This is a genomic window from Amycolatopsis sp. NPDC039088, assembly GCF_055598845.1.
On the sequence record NZ_JBVKAE010000023.1, the window covers coordinates 33,668 to 56,796 of the forward strand.

Annotated in this window: 19 protein-coding genes; 10 read left to right on the forward strand and 9 right to left on the reverse strand. The window is 69.2% G+C overall.

Annotation, left to right across the window (positions count from 1 at the left end):
- Positions 1-28 precede the first annotated feature (28 nt).
- Entirely contained in the window at positions 29-670 is a 642-nt protein-coding gene (locus tag ACZ7KI_RS27045; RefSeq protein WP_470275872.1) for an HAD family hydrolase, read from the reverse strand.
- An 81-nt stretch (positions 671-751) separates the two neighbouring features.
- On the opposite strand from ACZ7KI_RS27045, the gene ACZ7KI_RS27050 reads away from it, so the two are divergent.
- The 8 genes from ACZ7KI_RS27050 (at position 752) to ACZ7KI_RS27085 (ending at position 11,835) form a co-directional block, all read left to right on the forward strand.
- On the forward strand, positions 752-1,210 hold the full coding sequence (locus ACZ7KI_RS27050; RefSeq protein WP_470275873.1) for a MarR family winged helix-turn-helix transcriptional regulator: 459 nt from the start codon (positions 752-754) through the stop codon (positions 1,208-1,210).
- A complete protein-coding gene (locus ACZ7KI_RS27055; RefSeq protein ID WP_470275874.1) occupies positions 1,200-2,417 on the forward strand; it encodes an MFS transporter in 1,218 nt (405 codons plus the stop codon). The genes ACZ7KI_RS27050 and ACZ7KI_RS27055 overlap by 11 nt, the downstream gene beginning before the upstream one ends.
- A gap of 97 nt (positions 2,418-2,514) precedes the next feature.
- A complete protein-coding gene (locus ACZ7KI_RS27060; protein ID WP_470275875.1) occupies positions 2,515-4,557 on the forward strand; it encodes a PhoX family protein in 2,043 nt (680 codons plus the stop codon).
- Positions 4,558-4,737: 180 nt separating this feature from the next.
- Positions 4,738-6,837: a PhoX family protein gene (locus ACZ7KI_RS27065; RefSeq protein WP_470275876.1), complete on the forward strand. Its 2,100-nt coding sequence runs from the start codon at positions 4,738-4,740 to the stop codon at positions 6,835-6,837.
- Positions 6,838-6,970: 133 nt separating this feature from the next.
- Positions 6,971-8,602, forward strand: coding sequence for a DUF7850 domain-containing protein (locus tag ACZ7KI_RS27070; RefSeq protein WP_470275877.1), 1,632 nt, complete (start codon positions 6,971-6,973; stop codon positions 8,600-8,602).
- Between the two features lie 31 nt (positions 8,603-8,633).
- On the forward strand, positions 8,634-9,251 hold the full coding sequence (locus ACZ7KI_RS27075; protein WP_470275878.1) for a class I SAM-dependent DNA methyltransferase: 618 nt from the start codon (positions 8,634-8,636) through the stop codon (positions 9,249-9,251).
- Between the two features lie 53 nt (positions 9,252-9,304).
- The gene (locus ACZ7KI_RS27080; protein WP_470275879.1) at positions 9,305-11,032 is read left to right on the forward strand and encodes an arabinofuranosyltransferase AftB family protein; all 1,728 of its coding nucleotides are present in this window, start codon (positions 9,305-9,307) and stop codon (positions 11,030-11,032) included.
- Between the two features lie 116 nt (positions 11,033-11,148).
- Positions 11,149-11,835 (forward strand): SDR family oxidoreductase, encoded by a 687-nt coding sequence (locus ACZ7KI_RS27085; RefSeq protein ID WP_470275880.1) that lies wholly within the window; start codon positions 11,149-11,151, stop codon positions 11,833-11,835.
- A gap of 241 nt (positions 11,836-12,076) precedes the next feature.
- Here the strand turns inward: ACZ7KI_RS27085 and ACZ7KI_RS27090 are convergent, their stop codons facing one another.
- The 3 genes from ACZ7KI_RS27090 to ACZ7KI_RS27100 are packed head-to-tail and all read right to left on the reverse strand — an operon-like array spanning position 12,077 to position 15,822.
- Positions 12,077-13,384: an amidohydrolase family protein gene (locus ACZ7KI_RS27090; protein WP_470275881.1), complete on the reverse strand. Its 1,308-nt coding sequence runs from the start codon at positions 13,382-13,384 to the stop codon at positions 12,077-12,079.
- A 15-nt stretch (positions 13,385-13,399) separates the two neighbouring features.
- Positions 13,400-14,050 carry a response regulator gene (locus ACZ7KI_RS27095; protein ID WP_038521866.1) on the reverse strand — a complete coding sequence of 217 codons (651 nt, stop codon included), beginning with the start codon at positions 14,048-14,050 and terminating at the stop codon, positions 13,400-13,402.
- The gene (locus ACZ7KI_RS27100; protein ID WP_470275882.1) at positions 14,047-15,822 is read right to left on the reverse strand and encodes a sensor histidine kinase; all 1,776 of its coding nucleotides are present in this window, start codon (positions 15,820-15,822) and stop codon (positions 14,047-14,049) included. Before ACZ7KI_RS27100 ends, ACZ7KI_RS27095 begins: the two co-directional genes overlap by 4 nt.
- Positions 15,823-16,002: 180 nt before the next feature.
- Here ACZ7KI_RS27100 and ACZ7KI_RS27105 point away from each other — a divergent pair, with 180 nt between their 5' ends.
- Both ACZ7KI_RS27105 and ACZ7KI_RS27110 read left to right on the forward strand, forming a co-directional pair.
- The gene (locus ACZ7KI_RS27105; RefSeq protein ID WP_470275883.1) at positions 16,003-16,698 is read left to right on the forward strand and encodes an ABC transporter ATP-binding protein; all 696 of its coding nucleotides are present in this window, start codon (positions 16,003-16,005) and stop codon (positions 16,696-16,698) included.
- Positions 16,698-18,944: an FtsX-like permease family protein gene (locus tag ACZ7KI_RS27110; protein ID WP_470275884.1), complete on the forward strand. Its 2,247-nt coding sequence runs from the start codon at positions 16,698-16,700 to the stop codon at positions 18,942-18,944. Before ACZ7KI_RS27105 ends, ACZ7KI_RS27110 begins: the two co-directional genes overlap by 1 nt.
- Before the next feature lie 248 nt (positions 18,945-19,192).
- Here the strand turns inward: ACZ7KI_RS27110 and trmB are convergent, their stop codons facing one another.
- From trmB to ACZ7KI_RS27135, 5 genes are all read right to left on the reverse strand, one after another.
- On the reverse strand, positions 19,193-19,876 hold the full coding sequence (gene trmB, locus ACZ7KI_RS27115; protein ID WP_470275979.1) for a tRNA (guanosine(46)-N7)-methyltransferase TrmB: 684 nt from the start codon (positions 19,874-19,876) through the stop codon (positions 19,193-19,195).
- A gap of 43 nt (positions 19,877-19,919) precedes the next feature.
- The gene (locus tag ACZ7KI_RS27120; RefSeq protein ID WP_470275885.1) at positions 19,920-20,462 is read right to left on the reverse strand and encodes a hypothetical protein; all 543 of its coding nucleotides are present in this window, start codon (positions 20,460-20,462) and stop codon (positions 19,920-19,922) included.
- A gap of 168 nt (positions 20,463-20,630) precedes the next feature.
- Positions 20,631-21,383: a hypothetical protein gene (locus ACZ7KI_RS27125; RefSeq protein ID WP_470275886.1), complete on the reverse strand. Its 753-nt coding sequence runs from the start codon at positions 21,381-21,383 to the stop codon at positions 20,631-20,633.
- On the reverse strand, positions 21,380-22,300 hold the full coding sequence (locus ACZ7KI_RS27130) for an ABC transporter ATP-binding protein (RefSeq protein WP_470275887.1): 921 nt from the start codon (positions 22,298-22,300) through the stop codon (positions 21,380-21,382). The genes ACZ7KI_RS27125 and ACZ7KI_RS27130 overlap by 4 nt, the downstream gene beginning before the upstream one ends.
- 87 nt (positions 22,301-22,387) lie before the next feature.
- Positions 22,388-23,119 (reverse strand): ABC transporter permease, encoded by a 732-nt coding sequence (locus ACZ7KI_RS27135; RefSeq protein WP_470275888.1) that lies wholly within the window; start codon positions 23,117-23,119, stop codon positions 22,388-22,390.
- Positions 23,120-23,129: the final 10 nt, after the last annotated feature.

Genomic DNA, 23,129 nt, shown 5'->3' on the forward strand with positions numbered 1-23,129 from the left:
TTTCATAGCATTGGCGAGGTAGCGCGGCTCAGTCCTTCGGCTTCTGAAGGGCCGCCGGCAGGTCCGTGATCTTCGCGACCACCGTCGTCTGCTCCAGCACCGAAGGATCCGGCGGGAAATGCGGGTTCGGCACCGCGTACACCGTCATCCCCGCGGCCAGCGCGGCGCGAAGCCCGTTCGTCGTGTCCTCGACGGCCGCGCAGTTCTTCGGCTCCACGCCCAGTAGCTCGGCCGCCTTCAGGTACACGTCAGGCGCCGGTTTCCCCGCGCCGACCTGCTCCGAGGACACCGCCGTCGGCACCGGCAGCCGCGTGATGTCCAGGAACGCCTTGATCAGCAGCGGGGGCGACGAGCTCGCGATCGCCACCGGCCAGTGCTTCGCGACCTCGCGGACGACGTCCGGCCCGCCGGGGATGATCGGCGGCTTCTCCGCGTACCGGCGCGCCATCCGCTCGATCACCACCTGCGCGACGTCGGCGGGGCGGAGCCGGACGCCGAGGTCGTGCGCCAGGTAGGCGGCCCATTCCGGGGTGCTCATCCCCTGCATCGCCCTGGTCGATTCGTCACGCCAGGTGCCGTGGAACTCGTACGCGACCGCCCGTCGGACCTCGTCCCACATCGTTTCCGAATCCACCAGGACACCGTCGAGATCGAAGATCACCGCTTCCACACCACAACCCTAGAACGTCGCGGGAGATCTTGTGCGCCAGATTACTTAGCCATGCTCAGTAATTTTAGTTAGCATGGCTAAGTGACCACGAAAGCCGCCGACCTCGCGCATCGGCTCCGCCCGCTGGTCTTCCGGCTGTACTACCTCGTCCGCCGGGAGACCCCGCAGGTGCAGCTCACCCTCACCCAGGGGTCGGTGCTGTCGGAGCTGCTGAACGGCGGTCCGCGCCGGATGAGCGCGCTCGCCGAACTGGAGCGGGTCCGGATGCCGACGATGACCGACGTCGTCCGCCGTCTCGAACGGCTCGGCCTGGTCAGCCGCCGCGCCGATCCCGCCGACGGCCGGGCGGTGCTCGTCGAGGTCACCGAGGTGGGGCAGCGGTTCCATCGGCGGTTGGTCGTCGCCAGGGAGGAATTCCTCCGCGAGCGGCTGATCGGACTGGACGAGACCGACCGCGCCGCGATCGAAGCCGCGCTCCCCGCCCTCACCAGGTTGCTGCAGGAAGACAAGAAGGAGGAACTGATCCGCGATGAGCGCTGAGCACCACTCGAGCCTGTTGGATGCCGTCAAGGGACAGCCGAAACAGGTATGGATCACCGCGTTCGCCGCGGTCATCGCGTTCATGGGGATCGGGCTGGTCGACCCGATCCTGTTGTCGATCGCCGAAGGCCTCCACGCGACGCCGTCCGAGGTGACCCTGCTGTTCTCCAGCTACCTCGGCGTCCAAGCGGTCGCGATGCTGGTGACCGGCGCGATGAGTGCCCGATTCGGGGCCAAGCGGACCGTGGTCGCCGGGCTGACCCTGGTCGTCGTCGCCACCGCGTTGTGCGCCGCCTCCGGCTCGATCGAGCAGCTCATCGGGTTGCGCGCGATCTGGGGACTCGGCAACGCCTTCTTCATCGCCACCGCGCTCTCGGTCATCGTCGGCGCCGCGACCGGCGGCCAGGCGGGCGCGATCCTGCTCTACGAGGCCGCGCTCGGTGTCGGTCTCGCGGTCGGCCCGCTGCTGGGCGCCCTGCTGGGCAGCATCTCGTGGCGCGGTCCGTTCCTCGGCACGTCGCTGCTGATGCTGTGCGGACTCGTGCTGTGCTCGATCTTCCTGACCGGCGACGCCAAGGAGAAGCGGCCGAAGATCCGCCTGCTCGACCCGTTCCGGGCGTTGAAGCACGCCGGGCTGCTGCGCACCTCGATCGGTTCCGCGCTCTACACGGCCGCGTTCTTCGTGGTGCTGGCCTGGTCGCCGTTCGTGCTGGAGTGGAGTGCCGTCGCCGTCGGCCTGATCTTCTGCGGCTGGGGCTTTTCGGTCGCCGTCGCGGGCGTGGTGCTGGCACCGAAGCTCGCCGCGAAACTCGGTGAACGGCACGCGACCGTGGTCGCCGTCTTCGGTTACGCGGTACTGCTGCTGATCATGGCGATCCCGAGCAAGCCGGTGCTGGTCGTCGGCATCGTGCTTTCGGGTCTGGTCTCCGGGCTGCTCAACACGCTCTTCACCGGGACGGCCATGTCGATCAGCGGCGCTCCGCGTCCGGTCGCGAGTGCCGGGTACAACTTCTGCCGGTGGCTCGGCGGCGCGGTCGCCGCGACCATCGTCGGTCACCTGGCGGAGTGGTTCGGCGCCGAGCAGGCGCCCTTCGTGATCGCCGCGGTCCTGTGCGTGCTCGCCGGTGCCCTGCTGACGATCCGCGAGAAGACCGCCGACCCGCATACGGTCCCGGCCGAAGCGGTCCTCGTGGGCGAAGAGATGTAATCGGAACAAAAGGTGAACACCGGACCAACGAGGGGTTTCCTCTCGCTGGTCCGGTGCCTTAGCGTCGACCTCCCGAACTGCAGATGCGGAGGTCCGCGTGAAGTTCCTTCCGTTACTGGCCGGCCACTCACCAAGCCGGGCGTCAGTGACCTGTACTTACCGCTGTGGCGACGCGTGCTTCCACGACGCGCCGAACACCTCGGACAACCCCACCTTCGCCGACGTTCTCGGCGCGGTGAGCCGCCGTGGCGCGTTGAAGGCGACCGCGGTCGTCGCCTTGGCCGCCGGCACGCCGCTCGCGCTCGCCGGGCCCGCGTCCGCCGCGCCCGAGGGCCGTCCGAAACCGCCACCCGGTACCGACTACCAGCGCGTCCAGCCGAACACGCTCGACGCCGTCGTGGTGCCCGATGGCTATCAGCAGGGGATCGTGATCCGCTGGGGTGACGCCGTGCTGCCCGGCGCGCCGGAGTTCGACTTCGACAACCAGACGGCCGCGGCGCAGGCGAAGCAGTTCGGCTACAACTGCGACTTCGCCGCGCTGCTCCCCCTGGACCATTCCGGCCTTTCCGCGCTGCTGGTGACGAACCACGAGTACACATCGGAAGAGTTCATGTTCCGCGGGTACGACCGGAACAACCCGACCGAGGAACAGGTCAAGATCGCCTGGGCGGCACACGGGCTGACCGTCGTCCAGGTGACGCGCGGGCGGGACACCGGGCACCTGCGGCCGAGGATGTCCCGCTACAACCGGCGCATCACGCTGCACACGCCGTTCAAGGTGGCAGGCCCGGCGGCGGGCAGTGATCTGCTCAAGACCGCCGCCGACCCGACCGGCACGGTCGTGCTGGGCACGATGAACAACTGCGCCGGTGGCGTCACGCCGTGGGGCACGATCCTGTCTGGCGAGGAGAACATCAACCAGTACTTCGGGAACGCGGACACGGTCACCGATCCCGTGGCGCGCAAGCGGTACGCGCGCTATGGCATCAACGGCACCGCGACCACCCGGAAGTGGGAGCGGTTCGACGCGCGCTGGGACATCGCCAGGGAACCGAACGAGGCTCACCGCTTCGGCTGGGTCATCGAACTGGACCCGAACGACCCGGACAGCACCCCGGTCAAACACACGCATCTCGGCCGGTTCAAGCACGAGACGGCGAACATCCGCGTCGCCAAGGACGGCCGCGTGGTCGCCTACTCCGGGGACGACGAGCGATTCGAGTACATCTACAAGTTCATCTCCAAGGGCCGGATGAAGCCGGGCGACAGCCGCCACGCCCGGCGGCACAACATGACCCTGCTCGACGACGGCACGCTCTACGTCGGCCGGTTCACCGGCGACAGCCCGGCCGCCGAGATCGACGGCACCGGGAAACTGCCGAGCGACGGGGAATTCGACGGCGTCGGCGAGTGGATCCCGCTCGCCTCCGGCGACAAGTCCTTTGTGGACGGAATGACCGCCGAAGAGGTGTACGTGTTCACCCGCGAGGCGGCCGATCGGGTGGGCGCCACCAAGATGGACCGCCCCGAGGACATCCAGGCGCATCCGTACACCGGCCGGATCTACTGCGCGCTGAGCAACAACGTCCAGCGCGGCAACCCCGGCAAGGAAGGCGCCACCGAGCCCAATCCCCGGGTCAACAACAAGCACGGCCAGGTGCTGGAGTTCGAGGAGCACCGCGGGGACGCGCTCGCGCTGACCTTCAGCTGGCGGCTGTTCCTGGTGTGCGGTGATCCGTCCTCGCCGGACACCTACTTCGCCGGCTTCCCCAAGGATCAGGTCTCGCCGATCTCCAGTCCGGACAACGTGGCCTTCGACAAACACGGCAACCTGTGGATCTCCACCGACTCGGCGGGCGCGCTGGGTATCAACGACGGCCTGTACTCGGTGCCGCTGGAGGGCCGTAACCGCGGCGAGCTGAAGCTGTTCCTCACCGTGCCGCGCGGTGCGGAGACCTGTGGCCCGATCGTCGAAGAGAAGATCGTCACAGTCTGTGTTCAGCATCCGGGTGAGGTGGACGGTGCCAATGCCGACAAACCGGCCTCACACTGGCCGGACGGCGGTGAAAGCCAGCCACGGCCCTCGGTGGTGGCGGTGTGGAAACCCGGTCGTCACGGGCTGTGTGACATCGGTTCTTAGTCGGTAAGCAACGTTCTAGCAGTACTTTTCGTCGATGGCGCGCGGCCGGTTCCGGCAGCGCGCCATCGCTCGTTCGCACGCTGTTCATCTGCTGGTCGGGACTGGATCGTTTTGGTCGCTTACCGTCACGGCGTTCCCCTGACCGGATTACGTGAACCCACCGCGAACCATGGAGGCCCTGTGTCCTTCGAGCCTCGGCGGCTCCTGCCGTTGATCACCTCTCATCCCGGCGGCCGCTCCGCGGTCACCTGTGAGTACCGCTGCGGCAACGCGTGCGCCCACCCCGAGCCCAACGGCTCGGAGAACGAATACTTCGGCGACGTGGTCAAGGACATGCTGTCCCGGCGTGGCGCGCTGAAGGCCGGTGCCGTGATGGCCGCCGCCGCGGGTGGCTTCGCCGCGCTGTCCGGCACGGCCGCCGCCGAACCCGCCGACGTCGCGGCCGCCGGCCACGGCAAGCCGGGGCGCCCCGGCCGTCCGGTGCCCGGCACCGACTTCGAGGCGGTGCCGCCGAACAAGCTCGACGCCGTCACCATCCCCGAGGGGTACGAACAGCGCGTCGTCATCCGCTGGGGCGACGCCGTCGAGGCGGGCGCGCCGAAGTTCGACTTCGCCAAGCAGACCGCGGCCGCGCAGGCCAAGCAGTTCGGCTACAACTGCGACTTCGTCGGCCTGATCCCGCAGGATCCGCTGGGTATCCGCAACCTGCTGGTGGTGAACCACGAGTACACCACCGAGGTCCACATGTTCCCGGCCGACCAGTACGACCCGGCCAACCCGACCGAGGAACAGGTCAAGATCGCCTGGGCGGCACACGGCCTCTCGGTGGTACAGGCCTTCCGCGACCCGATCGGCGGCGCGCTGCACGTCACGCCGAGCCGGTACAACCGCCGCATCACGCTGAACACCACCTTCGAGGTCCGCGGCCCGGCCGCCGGCTCGAAGTACCTCAAGACCTCCGCCGACCCGAGCGGCCGTAAGGTGCTCGGCACGCAGAACAACTGCGCCGGCGGCGTGACCCCTTGGGGCACCGTGCTTTCCGGTGAGGAGAACGTCAACCAGTACTTCGCCAACGCGGACAAGGTCACCGACCCGGTCGTGGCCGCCCGCCTGAAGCGGTACGGCTTCTCCGGTACCGCCACCACGCGGAAGTGGGAGCGGTACGACAAGCGCTGGGACCTCGCGCAGGAGCCCAACGAGGCCAACCGGTTCGGCTGGGTCGTCGAGATCGACCCGAACGACCCGCACTCGACGCCGGTCAAGCACACCGCGCTCGGCCGGTTCAAGCACGAGGCCGCGAACGTCAAGATCACCAAGGACGGCCGCGTCGCCGTCTACTCCGGTGACGACGAGCGGTTCGAGTACATCTACAAGTTCGTCTCGAAGGGCAAGTACAAGCCGGGCGACAGCGCGCACGCGCGCCGCCACAACTCGGCGCTGCTCGACGAGGGCACGCTGTACGTCGGCCGGTTCACCGGTGACAGCCCGGCCGCCGAGATCGACGGCACCGGCAAACTCCCCGCGGACGGCGAATTCGACGGTGTCGGCGAGTGGATCCCGCTGGTCTCCGGCGACAAGTCCTTTGTGGACGGATTCACCGCCGAAGAGGTCTACGTCTTCACCCGTCAGGCCGCGGACAAGGTCCAGCCGACCAAAATGGACCGTCCCGAGGACATCCAGCCCAATCCGGTCAACGGCCGGATCTACGCGGCGCTGACCAACAACAGCCAGCGTGGTCCCGCGGGCAAGGCGAACGTCGACGAGGCGAACCCGCGGCCGAACAACCGCAACGGGCACATCCTGGAGTGGGACGAGGAAGGCGGCGACTCCGCGTCGACGCGGTTCTCCTGGCGGCTGCTGCTGGTCTGTGGTGACCCGAAGACGGCGGACACCTACTTCGGCGGCTTCCCGAAGGACCAGGTCAGCCCGATCTCGTGCCCGGACAACGTCGCCTTCGACCGGCACGGGAACCTGTGGATCTCCACCGACGGCAACGCGCTCGGCGCGAACGACGGCCTGTTCTCGGTGCCGGTCGACGGTCCCGAGCGTGGCCGAGTCAAGCAGTTCCTGTCGGTCCCGGTCGGCGCGGAGACCTGCGGTCCGGTGGTGACCGACCACCTGGTGCTCGTCGCGGTGCAGCACCCCGGTGAGGACGCGCCCTCCTCCGCGAACCCGACGTCGCACTGGCCGGACGGTGGCACTTCGCAGCCGCGGCCGTCGATCGTCTCGGTGTGGAAGAAGGGCCGCTGGGGCCAGGTCGGCCGCATCGGCGTCAAGTAGCGGCGACCGGCGCCCCGATCACTCTCGGCAAGACACGTTCTGCCTGATCGGGGCGCCGGTCGACACCGTTCAGCGATTACGGAACGGCGCCGCGCTCACTAGCTTCGGCCCTGTGAAAAGGGCACTGGTGTTGATGACGGCTGGCACGCTTCTGCTGGGTGCGGGTGCTTTTCCCGCGCGGGCGCAGGCTCCGGACGTCCCGTCCGGCTGCACCGGCGGCATCGCGCCGAACCCGAGCGTGGAGGAGGGCAGCCCGCCAGCCGGGTACACGTTCAACCCGGCGGCCCCGGTGCCCCCTGGGACGCCGAAGAGCAAACAGCCACGGTTGTCGACGGCGGGCGGTTACCAGCAGGACGGCGGCAAGTACGCGCTGATCGCGACGCCGGACAAGATGGTCAGCACCGCCTACGCGGCGATGAAATTCGTGCCCGGCGCCGTCTACACGCTCACCGGCTGGACCGGCACGAACGACGACAATCTCCGTCGCGCGGACGCCGTCCGGGAAACGGGACTGCGGTTCTACAACGCGACGAACAAGGTCGTCCTGGAGAACAAGCTCAAGGTCGCGCACGCCGTCGAGTCCGACGGGAAGGTCGCCCGCCAGGACTTCCCGCCGTCGACCGCGCCGCCGACGGCCACCTCGGTGAAGTTCTTCGCCGCCACCGACCACAACTGGGTGATGTGGGACTGTGTCCAGCTGAGGGTCGCCTCGTTGTCGGTGAAGGCGGAGGTGCGGGACCCGGCGAGCGGCGTCTGGGGCGGCACGGCCACCATCGAGGCGGGCACCACCGCGAACTTCCGGTTCACGCTGACCAACGACGGCACCGAGAACCTGACCGGCATCAAGGTCGATGACCCGTACTGCGACGTGAAGCCCGCCCCGATCGCGAACCTCGACGGCGGCAAGTCCACGACGATCACCTGCGACCACGCGAACGTCATCGAGGCCGACAACGGCCGCGTCGGCACCGTCACGGTCTCCGGGGCGAAGCATTCGGGCGGCACGCTGCCGCAGAAGACCGCGACGACGACCATCAAGGTCACCCCGCCGCCCGCGATCGACGAGATCGGGGAGTTCGTCTGGAACGACCTCGACCGGGACGGCCTGCAGGACGCCGGGGAGCCGGGTGTCGCCGGGGTGAAGGTGACCTTGAAGGACGCTTCGGGCACGGCGCTCGGCACACTCACCACCGACGCCGCCGGCAAATACCGCTTCGCGAAGCTGAAGGACGGCATCTACCAGGTCTGCTTCGACATCGGCGCGCTTCCGCCCGAGTTCGCTGGTTACACCTTGACGGCGAAGGACGCGGGTGACGACGCGAAGGACTCCGACGCCGATCCGAAGGGCTGCACCGCGACCACCACGGTCGGCCCACGGAAGCGCCAGGACCTGACGCTCGCCGCGGGTCTCGTCGCGCCCGTGAGCAAACTGGGCGACTTCGTCTGGCTGGACCAGGACAAGGACGGTCTGCAGAGCCGCGACGAGATCGGCGTCCCTCAGGTGAAGGTGACGTTGAAGGACGCTTCCGCGAAGGTGGTCGGCGAGACCGTGACAGGGCCGGACGGCCGGTACGCCTTCGAGGGTGTCCCCGCGGGCTCCTACCAGGTCTGCTTCGACGCCGGAGCCCGGCAGCTGACCAGGTCGGGCGCGGCGCAGTACAACGGCACCGATTCGGCGGCCGACCCCGCGACCGGCTGCACGCCGGTGACCAAACCGGGGGCGCCGGAGGATCTGACCAGGGACGCCGGGCTGATCGAACCGTGATTGTCGGTGGGTGCGGTTACCGTCGCCCACCGTGACCTCCCATCTCGACGCCACCCGCGAGTCCTACGACACCGTCGCCGAGGACTACGTGACGCTGGTCAAACCACTGTTCGACCAGGAGCCGGTCAGTCGCGCGATGCTGGCCGGATTCGCCGAGCAGGTGCGTGGCCCGGTCGCCGACGTCGGCTGCGGACCGGGCCATGTCACCGCTCAGCTGGCCTCGCTCGGCCTCGACGTCTCCGGTGTCGACTTGTCGCCCAAGATGGTCGAGATCGCCCGGCGTCAGTACCCGGACCTGCGGTTCGAGGTCGGCTCGATGACCGCGCTCGAGGTCCCCGACGGCACGTTGGGCGGCCTCGTCGCCTGGTGGTCGATCTTCCACCTGCCGCCGGAGACCCTGCCGGACGTGTTCGCCGAGTTCCGGCGGACGCTGGTGGCCGGCGGGCACCTGCTGATCGGCTTCCACGTCGGTGACGAGCGCCTGAGTCCCGAGAGGGCGTACGGCCACCCGGTCACCTACGACGCCTACCTGCTGCGACCGCCCCGGATCGCCGAGCTGCTCGGCCAGTCGGGATTCGAGGTCACCGCGCGGCTGGAGCTGGCCGGGAAGAAGTGGCCGCAGGCCTGCCTGCTCGCCGTCGCGGTTTGACTCGTGGGCCGCGGACCTGATTCCCTGCGGACGCAACCGAGCCGGGCGGGGCCATGACGCAGACGAGTACGACGGCGAGCGAAAGCACGCCCGTGTGGCCTTCACGTGCCTGGTTCCGGCGGCCGTCGACCTGGACGTGGCTCGGGTTCGGCCTGGTGCTGGTGGTCTACGCCGACCTCGCCTGGCGTCGCCGCTGGATGAGCGACGACGGCCTGATCGTGCTGCGGACGGTACGCCAGATCCTCGCGGGCAACGGGCCGGTGTTCAACATCGGCGAGCGGGTCGAGACCAACACCAGTCCTTTGTGGACGGCGATACTGAGCGTTCTCGGCCTGATCCCGGGGGTGCCGCTGGAATGGATCTCCGTGGTGACCGGACTGGTCTTCTCGGTCGCCGGGCTGTTCTTCGGCCTGGACGGCGCCCGGCGGCTCTATCAGCCGCTGGCGTTCCACGGCCTCGCGCCCGCCGGGGCGCTGGTGATCTGCGCGCTGCCGCCGTTCCGCGACTTCGCGACGTCCGGGCTGGAGACCGGCCTGATCACCTTGTGGCTGGGCGGTACCTGGTGGCTGCTCGTCCGCCGTATGTCCACAGTGGATGGACTGCGGACCTGGCCGGTCGCCGTCGTCGCCGGTCTCGGGCCGTTGGTGCGGCCGGATCTCGCGCTCTTCAGCGTCGTCGCGTTGCTGGCGTTGCTTGTTCTTCTCAGGCCAGGACGGCGTCGAGCGATGGGCCTGCTGGCCGCCGCGGCCGCGCTCCCGTTGGCGTATCAAGTGTTCCGGATGGGCTACTACGGTCTGTTGACGCCGAACACCGCGTTGGTCAAGGAGGCGTCGGAGGCGAACTGGGCTCGCGGCTGGGCGTACCTCACCGACCTCGCTCAGCCGTATTGGCTACTGGTCCCGATCCTCCTGCTTGCCGCCGCAGTCTTGACCGTGATGTCCACTATGGACAGGACCTTCGTGGTGCTGGCGGCGGTCCCGCTCATCGGCGCGGTCCTGCTTTCGCTGTACGTGATCAGGGTCGGCGGGGATTTCATGCACGGGCGCATGTTGCTCCCGGCGCTGTTCTGCCTGTTGCTGCCCGTACTGGCGTTGCCCGTGACGAGGGCGACCGCGGTACTTCTGGTCGGCGTCGGGATCTGGGCGGTCGTGGCCGCGGGGTCGCTCCGTCCGCCGTATTCGGCCGCGCCGCGTGCCGTCGGCATCACCGACGAGCGGGCCTACTGGTCACGGGCGACCGGGCACGAACATCCGATCCTGGCCGAGGATTACGCCGACCATCCGTCGATGCCGACGGTGCTGGACGCCATCCGCGGGGTGCGGGGCCCGGCGGTGCTGATCCAGGACTACTCGACAAGGAGCTGGTACGCGTACCCGACGGACAGGCCGTATGTGACCGTCGCGGCGGACAGCATGGGCGCGCTCGGCGTGCTGATCCCGCTCGATATGCGGCTGCGTGACGGTTACGGCCTCGCCAACCCGTTCGCCGCGCATTCGACGTCGTTCCCGAACGGCCGCCCCGGGCACCAGAAATGGCTGCCCCCGGTGTGGGAACTGGCGAACTCGGCGCGGCTGCCGATCCCCGAGGGCGGTCCGGTCCGTGCCGAGGACGTCGCCGCCGCGCGACTGGCGCTCAGCTGCCCGGAGCTCGTGGCGATCGACGCGTCGGTGCGGGATCCGCTGACGGCGGGACGGTTCGCGGACAACCTCATCGGGTCGTTCGCGCGGGGCTCCGTGCGGTTCCCCCGGGTGGCGTCGCCACCGGTCGTCTGCGGCCCCTGATCACGCGAGTTCGCCTTCCAATCACGTGAGTTGGCCGTCTGATCACGCGAGTTGGCCGTCTGATCACGCGAGATACCCTTTCGATCACGCGAGACCGCCGTACTAGCGTGGCAGCCATGGCTGATCTCCCCTTGGCTCTCGTCACCGGCGCCACCCGCGGTATCGGTGCCGCGGTCGCCCGCGCGCTCGCCCCGACCCACCGGCTACTGCTCGGCGGACGCGACGCCGACGCGCTCGGCGAACTCGCCGGAACGCTGCCCGGCGCGAGGCCGTGGCCGGTCGACCTGACCGACGCCGAGACGCTGGAAGCCGCGACCGCCGAATTCGGCGAGCTGGACGTGCTGGTGCACTCGGCCGGTGTCGCGCGGCTCGGCACGGTCGAAACCGCGACCGACGCCGACTGGCGGGCGAACTTCGAGGTCAATGTGCTCGGGGTGGTCACGCTGACCAGGCAGCTGCTGCCCGCGTTGCGCGCCGCGAAAGGGCACGTCGTCGTGATCAACTCAGGTGCCGGGCAGAACGCGCGGCCGGGCTGGGGTCCGTACGCCGCGAGCAAATTCGCCGTCCGGGCCTTCGCCGACTCGCTGCGGGAGGAGGAGTCCGTGCTTCGGGTGACATCGATCTACCCCGGCCGCACGGACACCGAGATGCAGCAGGCGATCGTCGCCGACGAAGGGCGCGACTACGAGCCGGAACGCTTCCTGCGCCCCGAATCCGTCGCGGCCGCCGTCGTCGCCGCGGTCTCCGCCACCGGCGACGCGCACCCGACCGAGGTGACCCTCCGGCCCCGAGGCCTGGTCTAGCCCCCCGCCCGCTTCGCCGCCCGCGTGTTCCCAATGTCGCATTCGAGACCCTCAGCGTCTCGAATGCGACATTGGGAACCCCGGACTCGGGTTCCACCGCCAGCCGCGAGTTGTCCACAGCCCCGCCCCGTTGTGGACAACCAGGCCCTGATCGGCACTTTTCCGCAGGCCCCAGCCCCAACCCCCGATAGACTGGCCTCGGGGCCGCCCCCTGGGACGGGTGGGGGGCTGCGTAGGTGAGTTAAGAGCGCAGCCGCGCCGAGGTTTCGGCGACTTCGGCCTGCACCTTCGCGCGGTCCACCCGCAGGGATTCGCCGTCGCCGACCACCTGCTCGCCCGCCACCCACACGTCGCGCACCCGGCGCGAGCCCGCGGCCCACACCAGGTTCGAGAGCAGCTGCTCGTCCGGGACGTCGATGCCCGCCGCGAAGGCCGGGTCGTCCAGGTCGACGTGCACCATGTCCGCCCACCGGCCGGTTTCCAGCGCGCCGATGTCGGCTCGGCCCAGCGCGTCCGCGCCGCCGCGGGTGCCGAGCAGGAACGCGTCGGCCGCGGTCAGCACGGTCGATTCCCCGGTCGCGAGCCGCGCGAACATCGCCGAGAGCTGCAGCTCCTCCCACAGGTCGATGTCGTCGTTCGACGCCGGGCCGTCCGTGCCCAGCCCGACGGCGACACCGGCCTTCCGAAGCTCCGTGACTCGCGCGATGCCCGAAGCGAGCTTCGCGTTCGAGCCAGGGCAGTGCGCCATGCCGACCCCGCGGGCGGCGAACAGCGCGATGTCCTCGTCGGACAGGTGGATGGCGTGCGCGGCCAGCGTGCGGCCGCGCAGCATCCCGACCTTCTCCAGTAGCGCGGGCACCGAGCCGTGCTCTTCGCGCTGCTTGACGTCTTCGAGCGCCGCCTCGGCCACGTGGATCTGCACCAGCGCGCCACGCTCGGCCGCCGATTCCGCGGTGGCGCGCAGTGCTTCGGCGTTCAGCATGTACGCCGAGTGCGGTCCGTAGCCGACCTCGATCCGCTCACCGGGGCCGAACCGGAGGCCGTCGGTGTCGATCCAGCGTTCGATGCCCTTGAGCATCGCGCGCCAGTCCATCCCCGGCAGTTCCATGATCGGCGGGCCCAGCAGTACGCGGCCACCGGTGGTGAGCACCGCGTCGGCGAGCTGTTCGCCTTCGAAGTACATCTCCGCGCTGGTCGTGACACCGTGCCGCAGCATCTCGACCGAGCCGAGCACCATGCCGGTGCGGATGTCGGCGGGCTTCAGCTTCGCCTCGGCAGGCCAGATGATCTCGGTCAGCCACCGCAGCAGCGGCAGGTCGCCGCCCATCCCGCGCAGCAGGGTCATCGGGCTGTGCGCGTGCGCGTTGACCAGACCGGGCAGGAGGATGCCGCACAACCGGGTCACGGGAGCGGACGTTTCCGGAGCCCCGGATGCGGGACCGACATGGGTGATACGCCCCGTCTCGTCCACATCGACCACAGCGTCACGCAGCAACGAGCAAGCGGGGTCGGCGGGGAGTACGACAGGAGCGTGGAAACGGCGTTGCATGAAAAGAGCTTACTTTCAGTCGACGACCCCGCTGCGCCACGCCCAGGCGGCGATCTCCACCCGGTTCCGCGCACCGACCTTCCCCTGCACAGAGGCCAGATGTGTCTTCACCGTCGACAGCGACAGGAACAGCTCGGCCCCGATCTCGGTGTTCGTCAGCCCCTTCGCGGCCGCCTTGACCACGTCCAGTTCTCGCGCGGTCAGCGGCTCCGAAGGCGGGCTGACGTCGCGTTTCACCGTCCCACCGTCGAAATGCTTCAGCAGCCGGACGGTGATCTGCGGCGAAACCAGCGCGTCACCGCGCGCGGCCGCTCGCACCGCCTCGATCAGCAGCGCGGGCCCGGCGTCCTTCAGGAGGAACCCGCTCGCGCCGTTCCGCAGCGCGGTGTGCACGTACTCGTCCAGATCGAACGTCGTGACCACCACCACCTTGAGCGGATCGGTGACGTCCGGGCCTGCCAGCTGCTTGGTGACTTCGAGCCCGTCGATCCCCGGCATGCGGATGTCCAGCAGGCAGACGTCCGGCCGCAGTTCACGCGCCTTCGCGACCGCCGAGACGCCGTCCGCCACGTCGGCGACGACCTCGATGTCGTCCTGCGCGTCCAGGATCATCCGGAAGCCGATCCGCACCATGTCCTGGTCGTCGGCGATCAGTACCCGGATCACTCTTCTCCTTCAAGTGGTAGCCACGCTTCGACGCGCCAGCCGCCGCCCGGCGCCCGTCCGGCGGAGAGCCGGCCGTGCAGCAGGGCGACGCGTTCGCGCATGCCGATCAGACCGTAGCCGCCCGACCCGCCTGCCGGACGGCCCTGTGGCTCGCGTCCGTCATCGGTCACCTGGAGGTGCAGTTCGTTCTCGACCACCTCGGCGATGACCAGCGCCTCCGTCGCGCCGGACGCGTGCTTGCCGACGTTCGTCAGCGACTCCTGCACCAGCCGCAACGCCGACCGCCCGACCTCGTGCGGCACGTTCGGCGGCAGTTCGAGCTTCATCGACGTCTCCACGCCGTGGTTCGACCGCTCGATCAAGGTCCGCAGGTCGGCGGCCAGATCGGTGGTGGCCTGTTCGCTGAACTCGCTGCTCCCGGCCGGGGCGTCGCCGCGCATGCTCCGCACGAGCCGCCGCATCGCCGCGAGCGCCTCCACCCCGGCGTCCTCGATCCGGCCCATCGCCTCGACCGCGACCTGTGGGTTCTTCTCACCCATCATCTTCGCCGCCTGCGCCTGCACGACGATCCCGGTGACGTGGTGCGCGACGACGTCGTGCAGTTCGCGCGCGAGCGCCATCCGCTCCGATGTCTGCGCGTCGCTGATCGCCGACTGGATGACCTGCGTGCGCTCCGAGTCCCGCGAACGCAGCGCCAGGCCGACCGCCACCGCGATGCCGAGCAGCAGTAACGCCACGACCCCGTACCCGGCGATGTCGTCGGGATCCGTCATCAGCCTGGAACTCGGCCGTTTGGTGTTGAGGATCGAGGAAACCGCGACGACCCCGGTCAGCACCGCGAGCCGTGGCATGGCCTTGGCGAGCCCGGCCGCGCGGACCAGCGAGACGACCACTCCCATCCCCGCGACGATCTGTGTCCCCGGCACGCCGCCGGGCAGCGGGAAGTCGTAGCCGAGCCGGAGGAACGGGGTGACCAGCGTGGAAAGCAGCATGACGGCGGCGAGCGCGACTATCGCGTCGGCCGGTCGCCGTGGCGCGGCGACCGCGATGATCCCGGCGATGATCGAGCAGACCAGGATGGGCAGGCCGCGCGCCCCGGTGGCGTAGGTGAAGCCGAATTCCAGGAGCAGCGCGATGCTCAGCATGCCGATGAGCGGCCACTGGCCCAGCACCAGCTTGTTGACCTTCTGCAGCTTCTCGTAGCTTCTGGGGGTGGCCGTGCGGTCGCGCCCCGGAATCGCGAAGACCAGCGTTCCGCCGAGCAGGATCCCGCCGAACAACATCGCCTGCGCCATGGTGCCGTTGGAACCGCCACCGTAGTAGTAGCGGCCGGACACCGCGGTCAGGGTCGCCAGCACCAGCCCGCTGATCACGGCGAACGCGACACCTGGCCGCGTCCGGCGCGCCGCGTAGAACAGCACCTCGACCCCGGCCACCACCTCGGTGATGGACAGGTGGGCGAGCACGCTCGAGTAGGTCGGGATGTCGAAATACCGGACGACCAGCGTGTAGGCCACCAGCACGACCGAAGCCGCGACGGCGGCGACGGCGGCCCGTCTCTGTGCCCAAAGCGCGCAGAACACCATCCCGAAGATGCCGGGGAACAGCAGCAGGTCGATGCCGCGGGGGCCGGTGTTGTCGAGTGCGGCGTCGGTGATGAAGAACAGGTCGAACGCGAGCGCGGCCAGCAGTACGACGGTGGGCATGCCGAGGCGGCGCACGAGCGAACTCGCGCGGGCATAGAACTTGTTCTGGGATGGACCTGCTGTCACACCGTGACGGTAGAGGATTCGCCGCCGTCCGCACCTTGGCCGACCGGTCCGACCTGGGTCGGCCGATCGGCCGATGCGCGCATGATCAGCACTGGCCGTCTGCCCGAAGTGGACACAGGCCCTTCGAAGCGAAGCTCTTCCCCGAAGCAGAACACAAGGTTACTGACTAGGGAGATCACGGTGGAAGATCCACAGTGGACAGGGCAGCCGGTGCTTTCGGGCCGCGGGCTGGTGAAGCGGTACGGCACGCAGTACGCGCTGGCCGGGATCGACATCGACATCCAGGCGGGTGACGCGGTCGCCATCGTCGGGCCGTCCGGCTCGGGCAAGACCTCCCTGCTGCACGTGCTCGCCGGGATTCTCCGCGCCGACTCCGGACAGATCTTCCTCGCCGGGCAGCGCGTCGACCAGCTTAACGAGCGCAAGCGCAGCGAATTGCGGCGTACCGAGTTCGGCTTCGTGTTCCAGTCCGGGATGCTCGTCGCCGAATTGAGCGCCGAGGAGAACGTCGCGTTGCCGTCGCTGCTGAGTGGCAAGGGCCGCAAGGAATCCATCGAGGCCGGCCGCGAATGGCTGGCGAAACTCGGTCTCGCGGGCAAGGAGAAGCGCCGCCCCGGTGAGCTTTCCGGCGGTGAGGCGCAGCGCGTCGCGATCGCGCGGGCGCTGACACACCGGCCGAAGGTGATCTTCGCCGACGAGCCGACCGGCGCGCTCGACACCCGCACCGGCCGCGCCACCATGGACGCCCTGCTCGCGGCCGCCGCCGAAAGCGGCGCCGCGGTGATCGTGGTGACCCACGACCGCGAACTCGCCGAAGCCATGCCGCGCACCGTCTCCATCCGCGACGGCCTGATCGCGACGAGGCTGGCCGCCTGATGAACAGTTTCCAGCTGGCCATGCGGGTGCTCCGGGTCGACCGCCGGACCCGCACGTCGGCCATCCTCACCGCGGTCGGGGTCGCCGTCGCGACCAGTCTGGTGCTCCTGCTGGCTTCCCTCCCGGGTGCCACGCAGGCCCGCTCACAGCGGGCGATCTGGCAGGACATCCACAGCTATTACTCCACTTCGGGGGAGGCCCAGCGTCCGGCGCCGCTGCTGATGGCGGCGAACAAGGACTACTCCGGTGACCGCGAGATCATCCGCGTCGACATCGCACAGACCGGCACTTCGCCGATGCTGAGCCTGCCGCCGGGCATCCCGAAGCTGCCGGGCCCCGGCGAGTCGATCGTTTCGCCCGAGCTCGGGAAACTGATCCAGTCGACGCCGCAGGCCCAGCTCGGGGACCGGTTCGGCAAACTCGTCGACTCGCTCGGCCCGGACTCGCTGATGTATCCGGAGCAGCTGGTCGCCGTCGTCGGCCACACCCCGGAGTCGATGCCGCAGTCGGCGCAGGCCGCGGACGGCTTTCCCAACAAGGAGGCCAAACCCGACCCGATGCTCGAACTGCTCGCGTGGGTCGGTGTCATCGTCCTGCTCGTGCCGAGCCTCGTGCTCGTCGCGTCTTCGGCCCGGCTCACCGCCGCCCGGCGTGAGCTGCGGATGGCGGCGCTGCGGCTGGCGGGCGCGACCCCGGGGCAGGTGACGAAGATCGTCGCCGCCGAGACCGCGTTGTCCGCGGTCGTCGGCGCCCTGCTCGGCATCCTCGTGGCACCGGCGCTACAGGGCCTCTCGACGTTCGTCCCCTGGGCGGGCGGAACCTGGCTCGCGTCGGACTTCAGCCTTTCGCTCGGCTCGACCATCGCGGTCGCCGTGGCGATCCCGCTGCTGGTCGTGTTCGCCGGGGTCCTCGGCATCCGCCGCGTGCTGAAGACGCCGCTGTTCGCGGCCTCGGCGCACGCTCGCAAGCCGCTGCACTGGTGGCGTCTGCTCGCGGTCCCCGTGTCCGGTGCCTTCTTCCTCTTCGCGGTCAGCCAGGACAACGCCAGCTTGCCGATGGTGATGTTCGGCCTGTTCCTGCTGGTCGCGTCGGCCGCGATCATCGGACCGTGGGTCACCTCGGCGGTGGGCGGCACGTTCGTCCGCGTCTGGCGCAAACCGGCGTCGCTGCTGGCCGGGCGCAGGCTCCGTGACGATCCGAAGAGCGCCTACCGGGCCACGGCGGGTGTCGTGCTCGCGGTGTTCACCGGCTCGATGGCGCTCACCCTGCTGCCCTCGTTCGAGTCGATGGCGGGCGGCGGGCGGACCTTCAAGGACAACGTCCTCTACGCCGACGCCGACGCGACCCACTCGCAGCAGATCGTGGAGGGCACCAACGCCTCCCTCGCCCGCAACGGGATCACCGACAAGGCGATCGCGGTCGGCCAGGTCTACCTGACCACCGGCGAGGTGGGAACCCGCTCCCAGACGGTGAACCGCGCCTTCGTGATGACCTGCGAAGACGCCACGAAGCTGCTTCGGGTGAACATCGGCGGCTCCTGCCGTCCTGGTCCCGCGATCTACAGCAGCAACAAGATCGACCCGGCGTCGTACCGCGTGACGGCGGACTACGACAAGGCCGGTACTCAGCTCGGGAACGTCCCGGCGCACACGTTCCCCAAGTCCGATGAGGACACCTACGGCACGATCGTCATCGACCCGGCCCTGCTGCCCGCGGACGTCAAGCCGCAGTACCTCGACGTGGTCGTGCCGACGACCCCGGCGAACGGCGAGATCGTGCGGACCGCGCTGGTCGGGGCGGCTCCTGGCCAGGAGGTCGGCAGCCGTGGCCTGCACCTGGTCGGCCAGCAGCAGGAACTCGCCGACCTGCGCCGGGTCACCGTGATCGGCCTGATCGCCGCCGGGGTGCTCGCCGGGTGCAGTGCGGCCGTCGCGACCGCCGGCTCGGTGATGGACCGCCGTCGCACCTTCGGGGCACTCATCGCGGCCGGGACCCCGGTCCGGGTGCTGGCGAGGGCGCTGCGGATGGAGGCGGCCCTGCCCGCGATGGTGGCCACCATCGGCGCGGGTGTGGTCGGGATCGGAGTCGGCGTGGGGCTCTACAGCATGGTCGAGAAGGACCCGGTCGTGCTGAGCCCGTGGCTGCTGGCGCCCGTGGTGCTGGGAATCGGGGTGGCGTTGCTCGGGGCATCCGTCTCGACCCCGGCGCTCAAACGGGTGCAGTCGGAGCCGCTCGCCGACGAGTGAAAAGTTCGCCCGAATGGCGTCATGGCGCCTGGGCGGGCAGGTCTCGTGGGTGGAGTCGGTGGTTCCACCCACGAGCCGGGTGACCCGGTCGTCCCTCTGTCGGGGGAGGGACGAGCGGGTACCGGGGACGCGCAGGGGGCGTCCCGTGGGCACGGGGGTGTGCGAAAGGGCCGGTCAGGACGGGGGACGTCCTGACCGGCCCTTTCAGGCGTTCTGTCGAGAGGCAAGTCAGATGTGGCCTTCGAACCCTAGACCCGTTCGAAGATCAAGTCGTGCGAGATCCGCCCTTCGACGTCGGCCCGGTTCTCGAACTTGGTGATCGGCCGCCACTCCGGGCGCGGGGCCCAGCCGCCGGGCTCGCCGGCGTGGCGGTTGCGCAGGAGTGGCTCGGCCGAGCAGACCTCCATCATCTGCTCCGCGTAGTTCTCCCAGTCGGTCGCCATGTGGAACGTGCCGCCCGGTTCGAGCCGCGAGGCCACCAGCGAGACGAACTCCGGTTGCACGATCCGCCGCTTGTGGTGCCGCTTCTTCGGCCACGGGTCCGGGAAGAACAGCCGGACCCCGGACAGCGTGCCCGGCTCGACGTGCTCGGTCAGCAGGATGACGGCGTCGCCGTGCATCAGCCGCAGGTTCTTCACCCCGAGCTTCTCGGCGCGCAACATCAGCTGGCCGAGCCCGGGGTCGTAGACCTCGACCGCGACGTAGTTGAGTTCCGGCGCGGCCGCGGCGAGCTGGGATGTGGTCTCGCCCATCCCCGAGCCGATCTCCACCATGACCGGGGCCTGCCTGCCGAACCAGTCGTCGAAGTCCACCGGGCCTTCGGGCAGCTCGCCGACCGTGCGGCCGAGCGACGGCCACAGCTCGTCCCACGCTCGCTGCTGCCCGACGGTCATCCGGCCGCCGCGTTTGACATAACTGACCACGCTGCGCATCCGTGGCTGGTCCTCGTTTTCCACCCACCCATTAAACGTGGGGTTACCGGACCGCTTCGAACTCCCCCAGCCGCGAGCGCAGGCCCGCGAATCCGGCGACCGCGATCGGCGGCGGCGTCGTGCTGGAGTGGGCGGGGAGAACGTCGATCCAGCCGTCGTGGCGGCTGGTGTTCAGCACCGTGGTCGGGATCGAATGCCCGGACGCACCGCGTTCGGAAGGGATGAACTCCCAGTAGCCGGATTCCCCGTCCGCGGCCCATGGGACGAATTCCCAACCGGGACGCCTGCCGAGCAGGCCCGCGATGCGATCCTCGATGCGGAAACCGAGTTCCCGCGATTCGAGTCTGCCTTCCACGACGGCGCGAAGCCACCACGGTGCGGGGATTTCCCCGTGCATTCCGCTGGACGCGCGGTACAGCGCGACAACGAGATCTTCGGGCGCGCGGTGCACCCAGGCGCGGCGAATATCGGATGGCCGGGTCGCGGACGCCACCGTGCGGGGCAGTTCGATCGCCTGTGACCATTCGAGGTCGAGCATGGGCTCGAGCCGCGGCTGCGTACTTTCCGTGCGGGCTTTCGGGATCATGCGTTCTACTCCCTGACCGGAATCCACCGTCAAGGATCACCTCCGGGGCCGAAGAGCCGAAATAGGCTCATCCCGAGCATCGCCCGGTCGGGAACAGTATGTCCGCTTCCTGTGAGAGAAGCCACAGCCTCTTAACGTGGACTTAACTCCTTTGGTGGCGGTAAAAGCTCACGCGTCCCGGCGGTGGGTGATCATCAGTCCAGCCGTATAGACAATCACACAGATACCAGCGAAATAAGCCAAATAGCCCCACGGCCCCATCGGCGGCTGGAGTTTCAGCATCGAAACCGTCAGATCCGGGCCGGAAAATTGATTCGCCGCGAAGAACGGCATCCACTGGTAGATGTCGTCGCCCACACGTGGAATCAGCACGATGAGGCCCTCGAGTAGCTGGGTCCAGGCCAACGCGAAACCGAGTGCGAACGCGGGGTTGCGGAACAGCAGTCCGAGGCCGACGCCGAGCAGCCCGGTCAGGAGGAAGGTCAGGCCCTGGCCCGCCACCGCGCGCCAGTCGGCTCCCGAAGCCAGCCCCAGGTCGGCGGCCGGTTTGATCAGATAGGCGACCGCCCACGAGCCGAAGCCCACCAGCAGTCCGATCAGTCCCGAAAACACCCCGACGACGGCGCCCTTCGCCAGCAACGCCGGCACCCGCGAGGGCACTGCCTGGAAGGTGAGCTTCATCGTGCCCCAGCTGAACTCCGTCGCCGCCGCGAGGATGGCGAGGACGAGCACCACGGTGCGGCCGAGCGCGCTGGCGACCTGGGTCGAGTTGACGCCTGTCTGGCCCTCGATCGGCACGAAGCCGAAGAACAACGCGGTGTAGGCGAGCGCCACCACGACCGCGATGCCCGCGCACCACCAGGGCGCGCGTGTGCTCAGCAGCTTGATCCGCTCGGCGCGGAGCATGTTCACCGCGGTCATCGGACGACCTCCGCTACCTGGCCGGTGCCGTATTCGACGGCTCCGGCGGTCAACTGCATGTAGGCCTGTTCGAGCGAGCCGGTGAGCGGCTTCAGCTCGTGGAGGGTCGCGCCCGCGGCGAACGCGAGTTCGCCGATGTCGTCGCTGTCCATTTCGGACACGACGAGCGCGCCGTCGTCCTCGTGGAATTCGGCGCCCTTCTCGGTCAGCGCCGTCCGCAGTTCGGGCAACTGCGGGCTGCGGACCCGCACGCCGAGGCCCTTCGCCCGGCCGATGAAGTCCTCCATCGTGCCCTGATAGATCAGCTTCCCCCGGCCGATCACGACGAGGTCCTGCGCGGTCTGCGCCATCTCCGGCAGCAGGTGGCTGGACACGAACACGGTGCGGCCCTCGGCGGCGAGCGCGTGCATCAGCTTCCGGATCCACACGATCCCCTCGGGATCGAGCCCGTTGACCGGTTCGTCGAACAGCAGCACCCGGGGGTCGCCCAGCAACGCCGTGGCGATGCCGAGGCGCTGCGACATCCCGAGCGAGAACTGCCCGGCCCGTTTGCGGGCGACCGATTCCAGCCCGACCAGCCGGAGCACCTCGTCGACTCGCTTGTCGGGAAGCCCGTTGGTCGCGGCGATCCAGCGGAGATGCTCGCGGGCGGTGCGGCCGGGGTGGCGCCAGGTGGCGTCCATCATGCCGCCGACCGTCCGAAGTGGATCACGCAGTTCGCGGTAGGACCTGCCGTCGATCGTCACCGAGCCCGCCGTGGGGTTGTCGAGCCCGAGCATCATCCGCATGGTGGTGGACTTGCCCGCGCCGTTGGGACCGAGGAACCCGGTCACCCGGCCCGCCTGTGCGGTGAAGGAAAGATCGTCGACGGCGAGCTTGTCGGCGTAGCGTTTCGTGAGTCCGGCGGCCTCGATCATCAGGCCTCCCTCCCGCCAGTGGATTCCGACGTTACGCGGGAAAGGACCGGGCTGCCCCCCGATAGGCGGCCCGGTCCTTGTTTCCCCTTAAGCGTCGCGCTTGTTCGCGACGACCAGCGAGATGACCAGCAGCACCAGCGCGAAGCCGGCGAAGTAGGCCAGCGATCCGGCCTGGCTCAACGGTGCTTCCGCCCTGGCGGGGCCCGAACCGGTGAGGAACCTGTCGGCGACACGGAACGGCATCCACTCGTAGATGTCATTGCCGATCTTCGGGATGAGCCGGACCAGGTTCTCCACCGCGAGGGCGTAGATCAGCACGAGTGAGATGGCGCCGGCGCTGTGCCGGATCAGGATGCCGACGGCGATCGCGATCACCGAGGCGAGTGCGAACACCACGCCCACCCCGGCGACACTGGTCCACTCCGCGGCGGTGTTCAGTGCGAGGTCTTCCGGCCGCATGACCGAGGCGAGGCCCCAGGCGCCGAACGCGGCGATCTCGCCGACCACGAGCGACAGGATCGCGACGACGCCGGTCTTGGCCAGCAGCGCCGCGGTGCGGTTCGGCACGGCCTGGAAGGTGGTCCGGATGGTGCTGAAGCGGTATTCGGTGGTCACCGAAAGCGCGGCGAGCACCATGATCACGGCCATGCCGAAGCCGTAGCCGAACTGGGTCAGGCTGACGTCGGTGAGTCCTCCGGCGGGTGCGGCGGCGGAGACGATGGCGGCGAAACCGATCACGACCGCCAGTGCGGCCAGCGCGCACCACCAGGGTGAGCGTGTGGTGAACAGCTTGATGCGTTCCACGGCGAGCAGAGTCATGGCTTTTCTT

What these genes read in the sequence shown, in the direction of transcription:
- ACZ7KI_RS27055 (WP_470275874.1), top strand. Translation starts at nt 1,200, where the DNA reads ATGAGCGCTGAGCACCACTCGAGCCTGTTGGATGCCGTCAAGGGACAG.
- ACZ7KI_RS27085 (WP_470275880.1), top strand. Translation starts at nt 11,149, where the DNA reads ATGGCTGATCTCCCCTTGGCTCTCGTCACCGGCGCCACCCGCGGTATC.
- ACZ7KI_RS27130 (WP_470275887.1), bottom strand. Translation starts at nt 22,300, where the DNA reads ATGATCGAGGCCGCCGGACTCACGAAACGCTACGCCGACAAGCTCGCC.
- ACZ7KI_RS27080 (WP_470275879.1), top strand. Translation starts at nt 9,305, where the DNA reads ATGACGCAGACGAGTACGACGGCGAGCGAAAGCACGCCCGTGTGGCCT.
- ACZ7KI_RS27120 (WP_470275885.1), bottom strand. Translation starts at nt 20,462, where the DNA reads ATGATCCCGAAAGCCCGCACGGAAAGTACGCAGCCGCGGCTCGAGCCC.
- ACZ7KI_RS27090 (WP_470275881.1), bottom strand. Translation starts at nt 13,384, where the DNA reads ATGCAACGCCGTTTCCACGCTCCTGTCGTACTCCCCGCCGACCCCGCT.
- ACZ7KI_RS27070 (WP_470275877.1), top strand. Translation starts at nt 6,971, where the DNA reads ATGACGGCTGGCACGCTTCTGCTGGGTGCGGGTGCTTTTCCCGCGCGG.
- ACZ7KI_RS27135 (WP_470275888.1), bottom strand. Translation starts at nt 23,119, where the DNA reads ATGACTCTGCTCGCCGTGGAACGCATCAAGCTGTTCACCACACGCTCA.
- ACZ7KI_RS27110 (WP_470275884.1), top strand. Translation starts at nt 16,698, where the DNA reads ATGAACAGTTTCCAGCTGGCCATGCGGGTGCTCCGGGTCGACCGCCGG.
- trmB (WP_470275979.1), bottom strand. Translation starts at nt 19,876, where the DNA reads ATGCGCAGCGTGGTCAGTTATGTCAAACGCGGCGGCCGGATGACCGTC.
- ACZ7KI_RS27125 (WP_470275886.1), bottom strand. Translation starts at nt 21,383, where the DNA reads ATGACCGCGGTGAACATGCTCCGCGCCGAGCGGATCAAGCTGCTGAGC.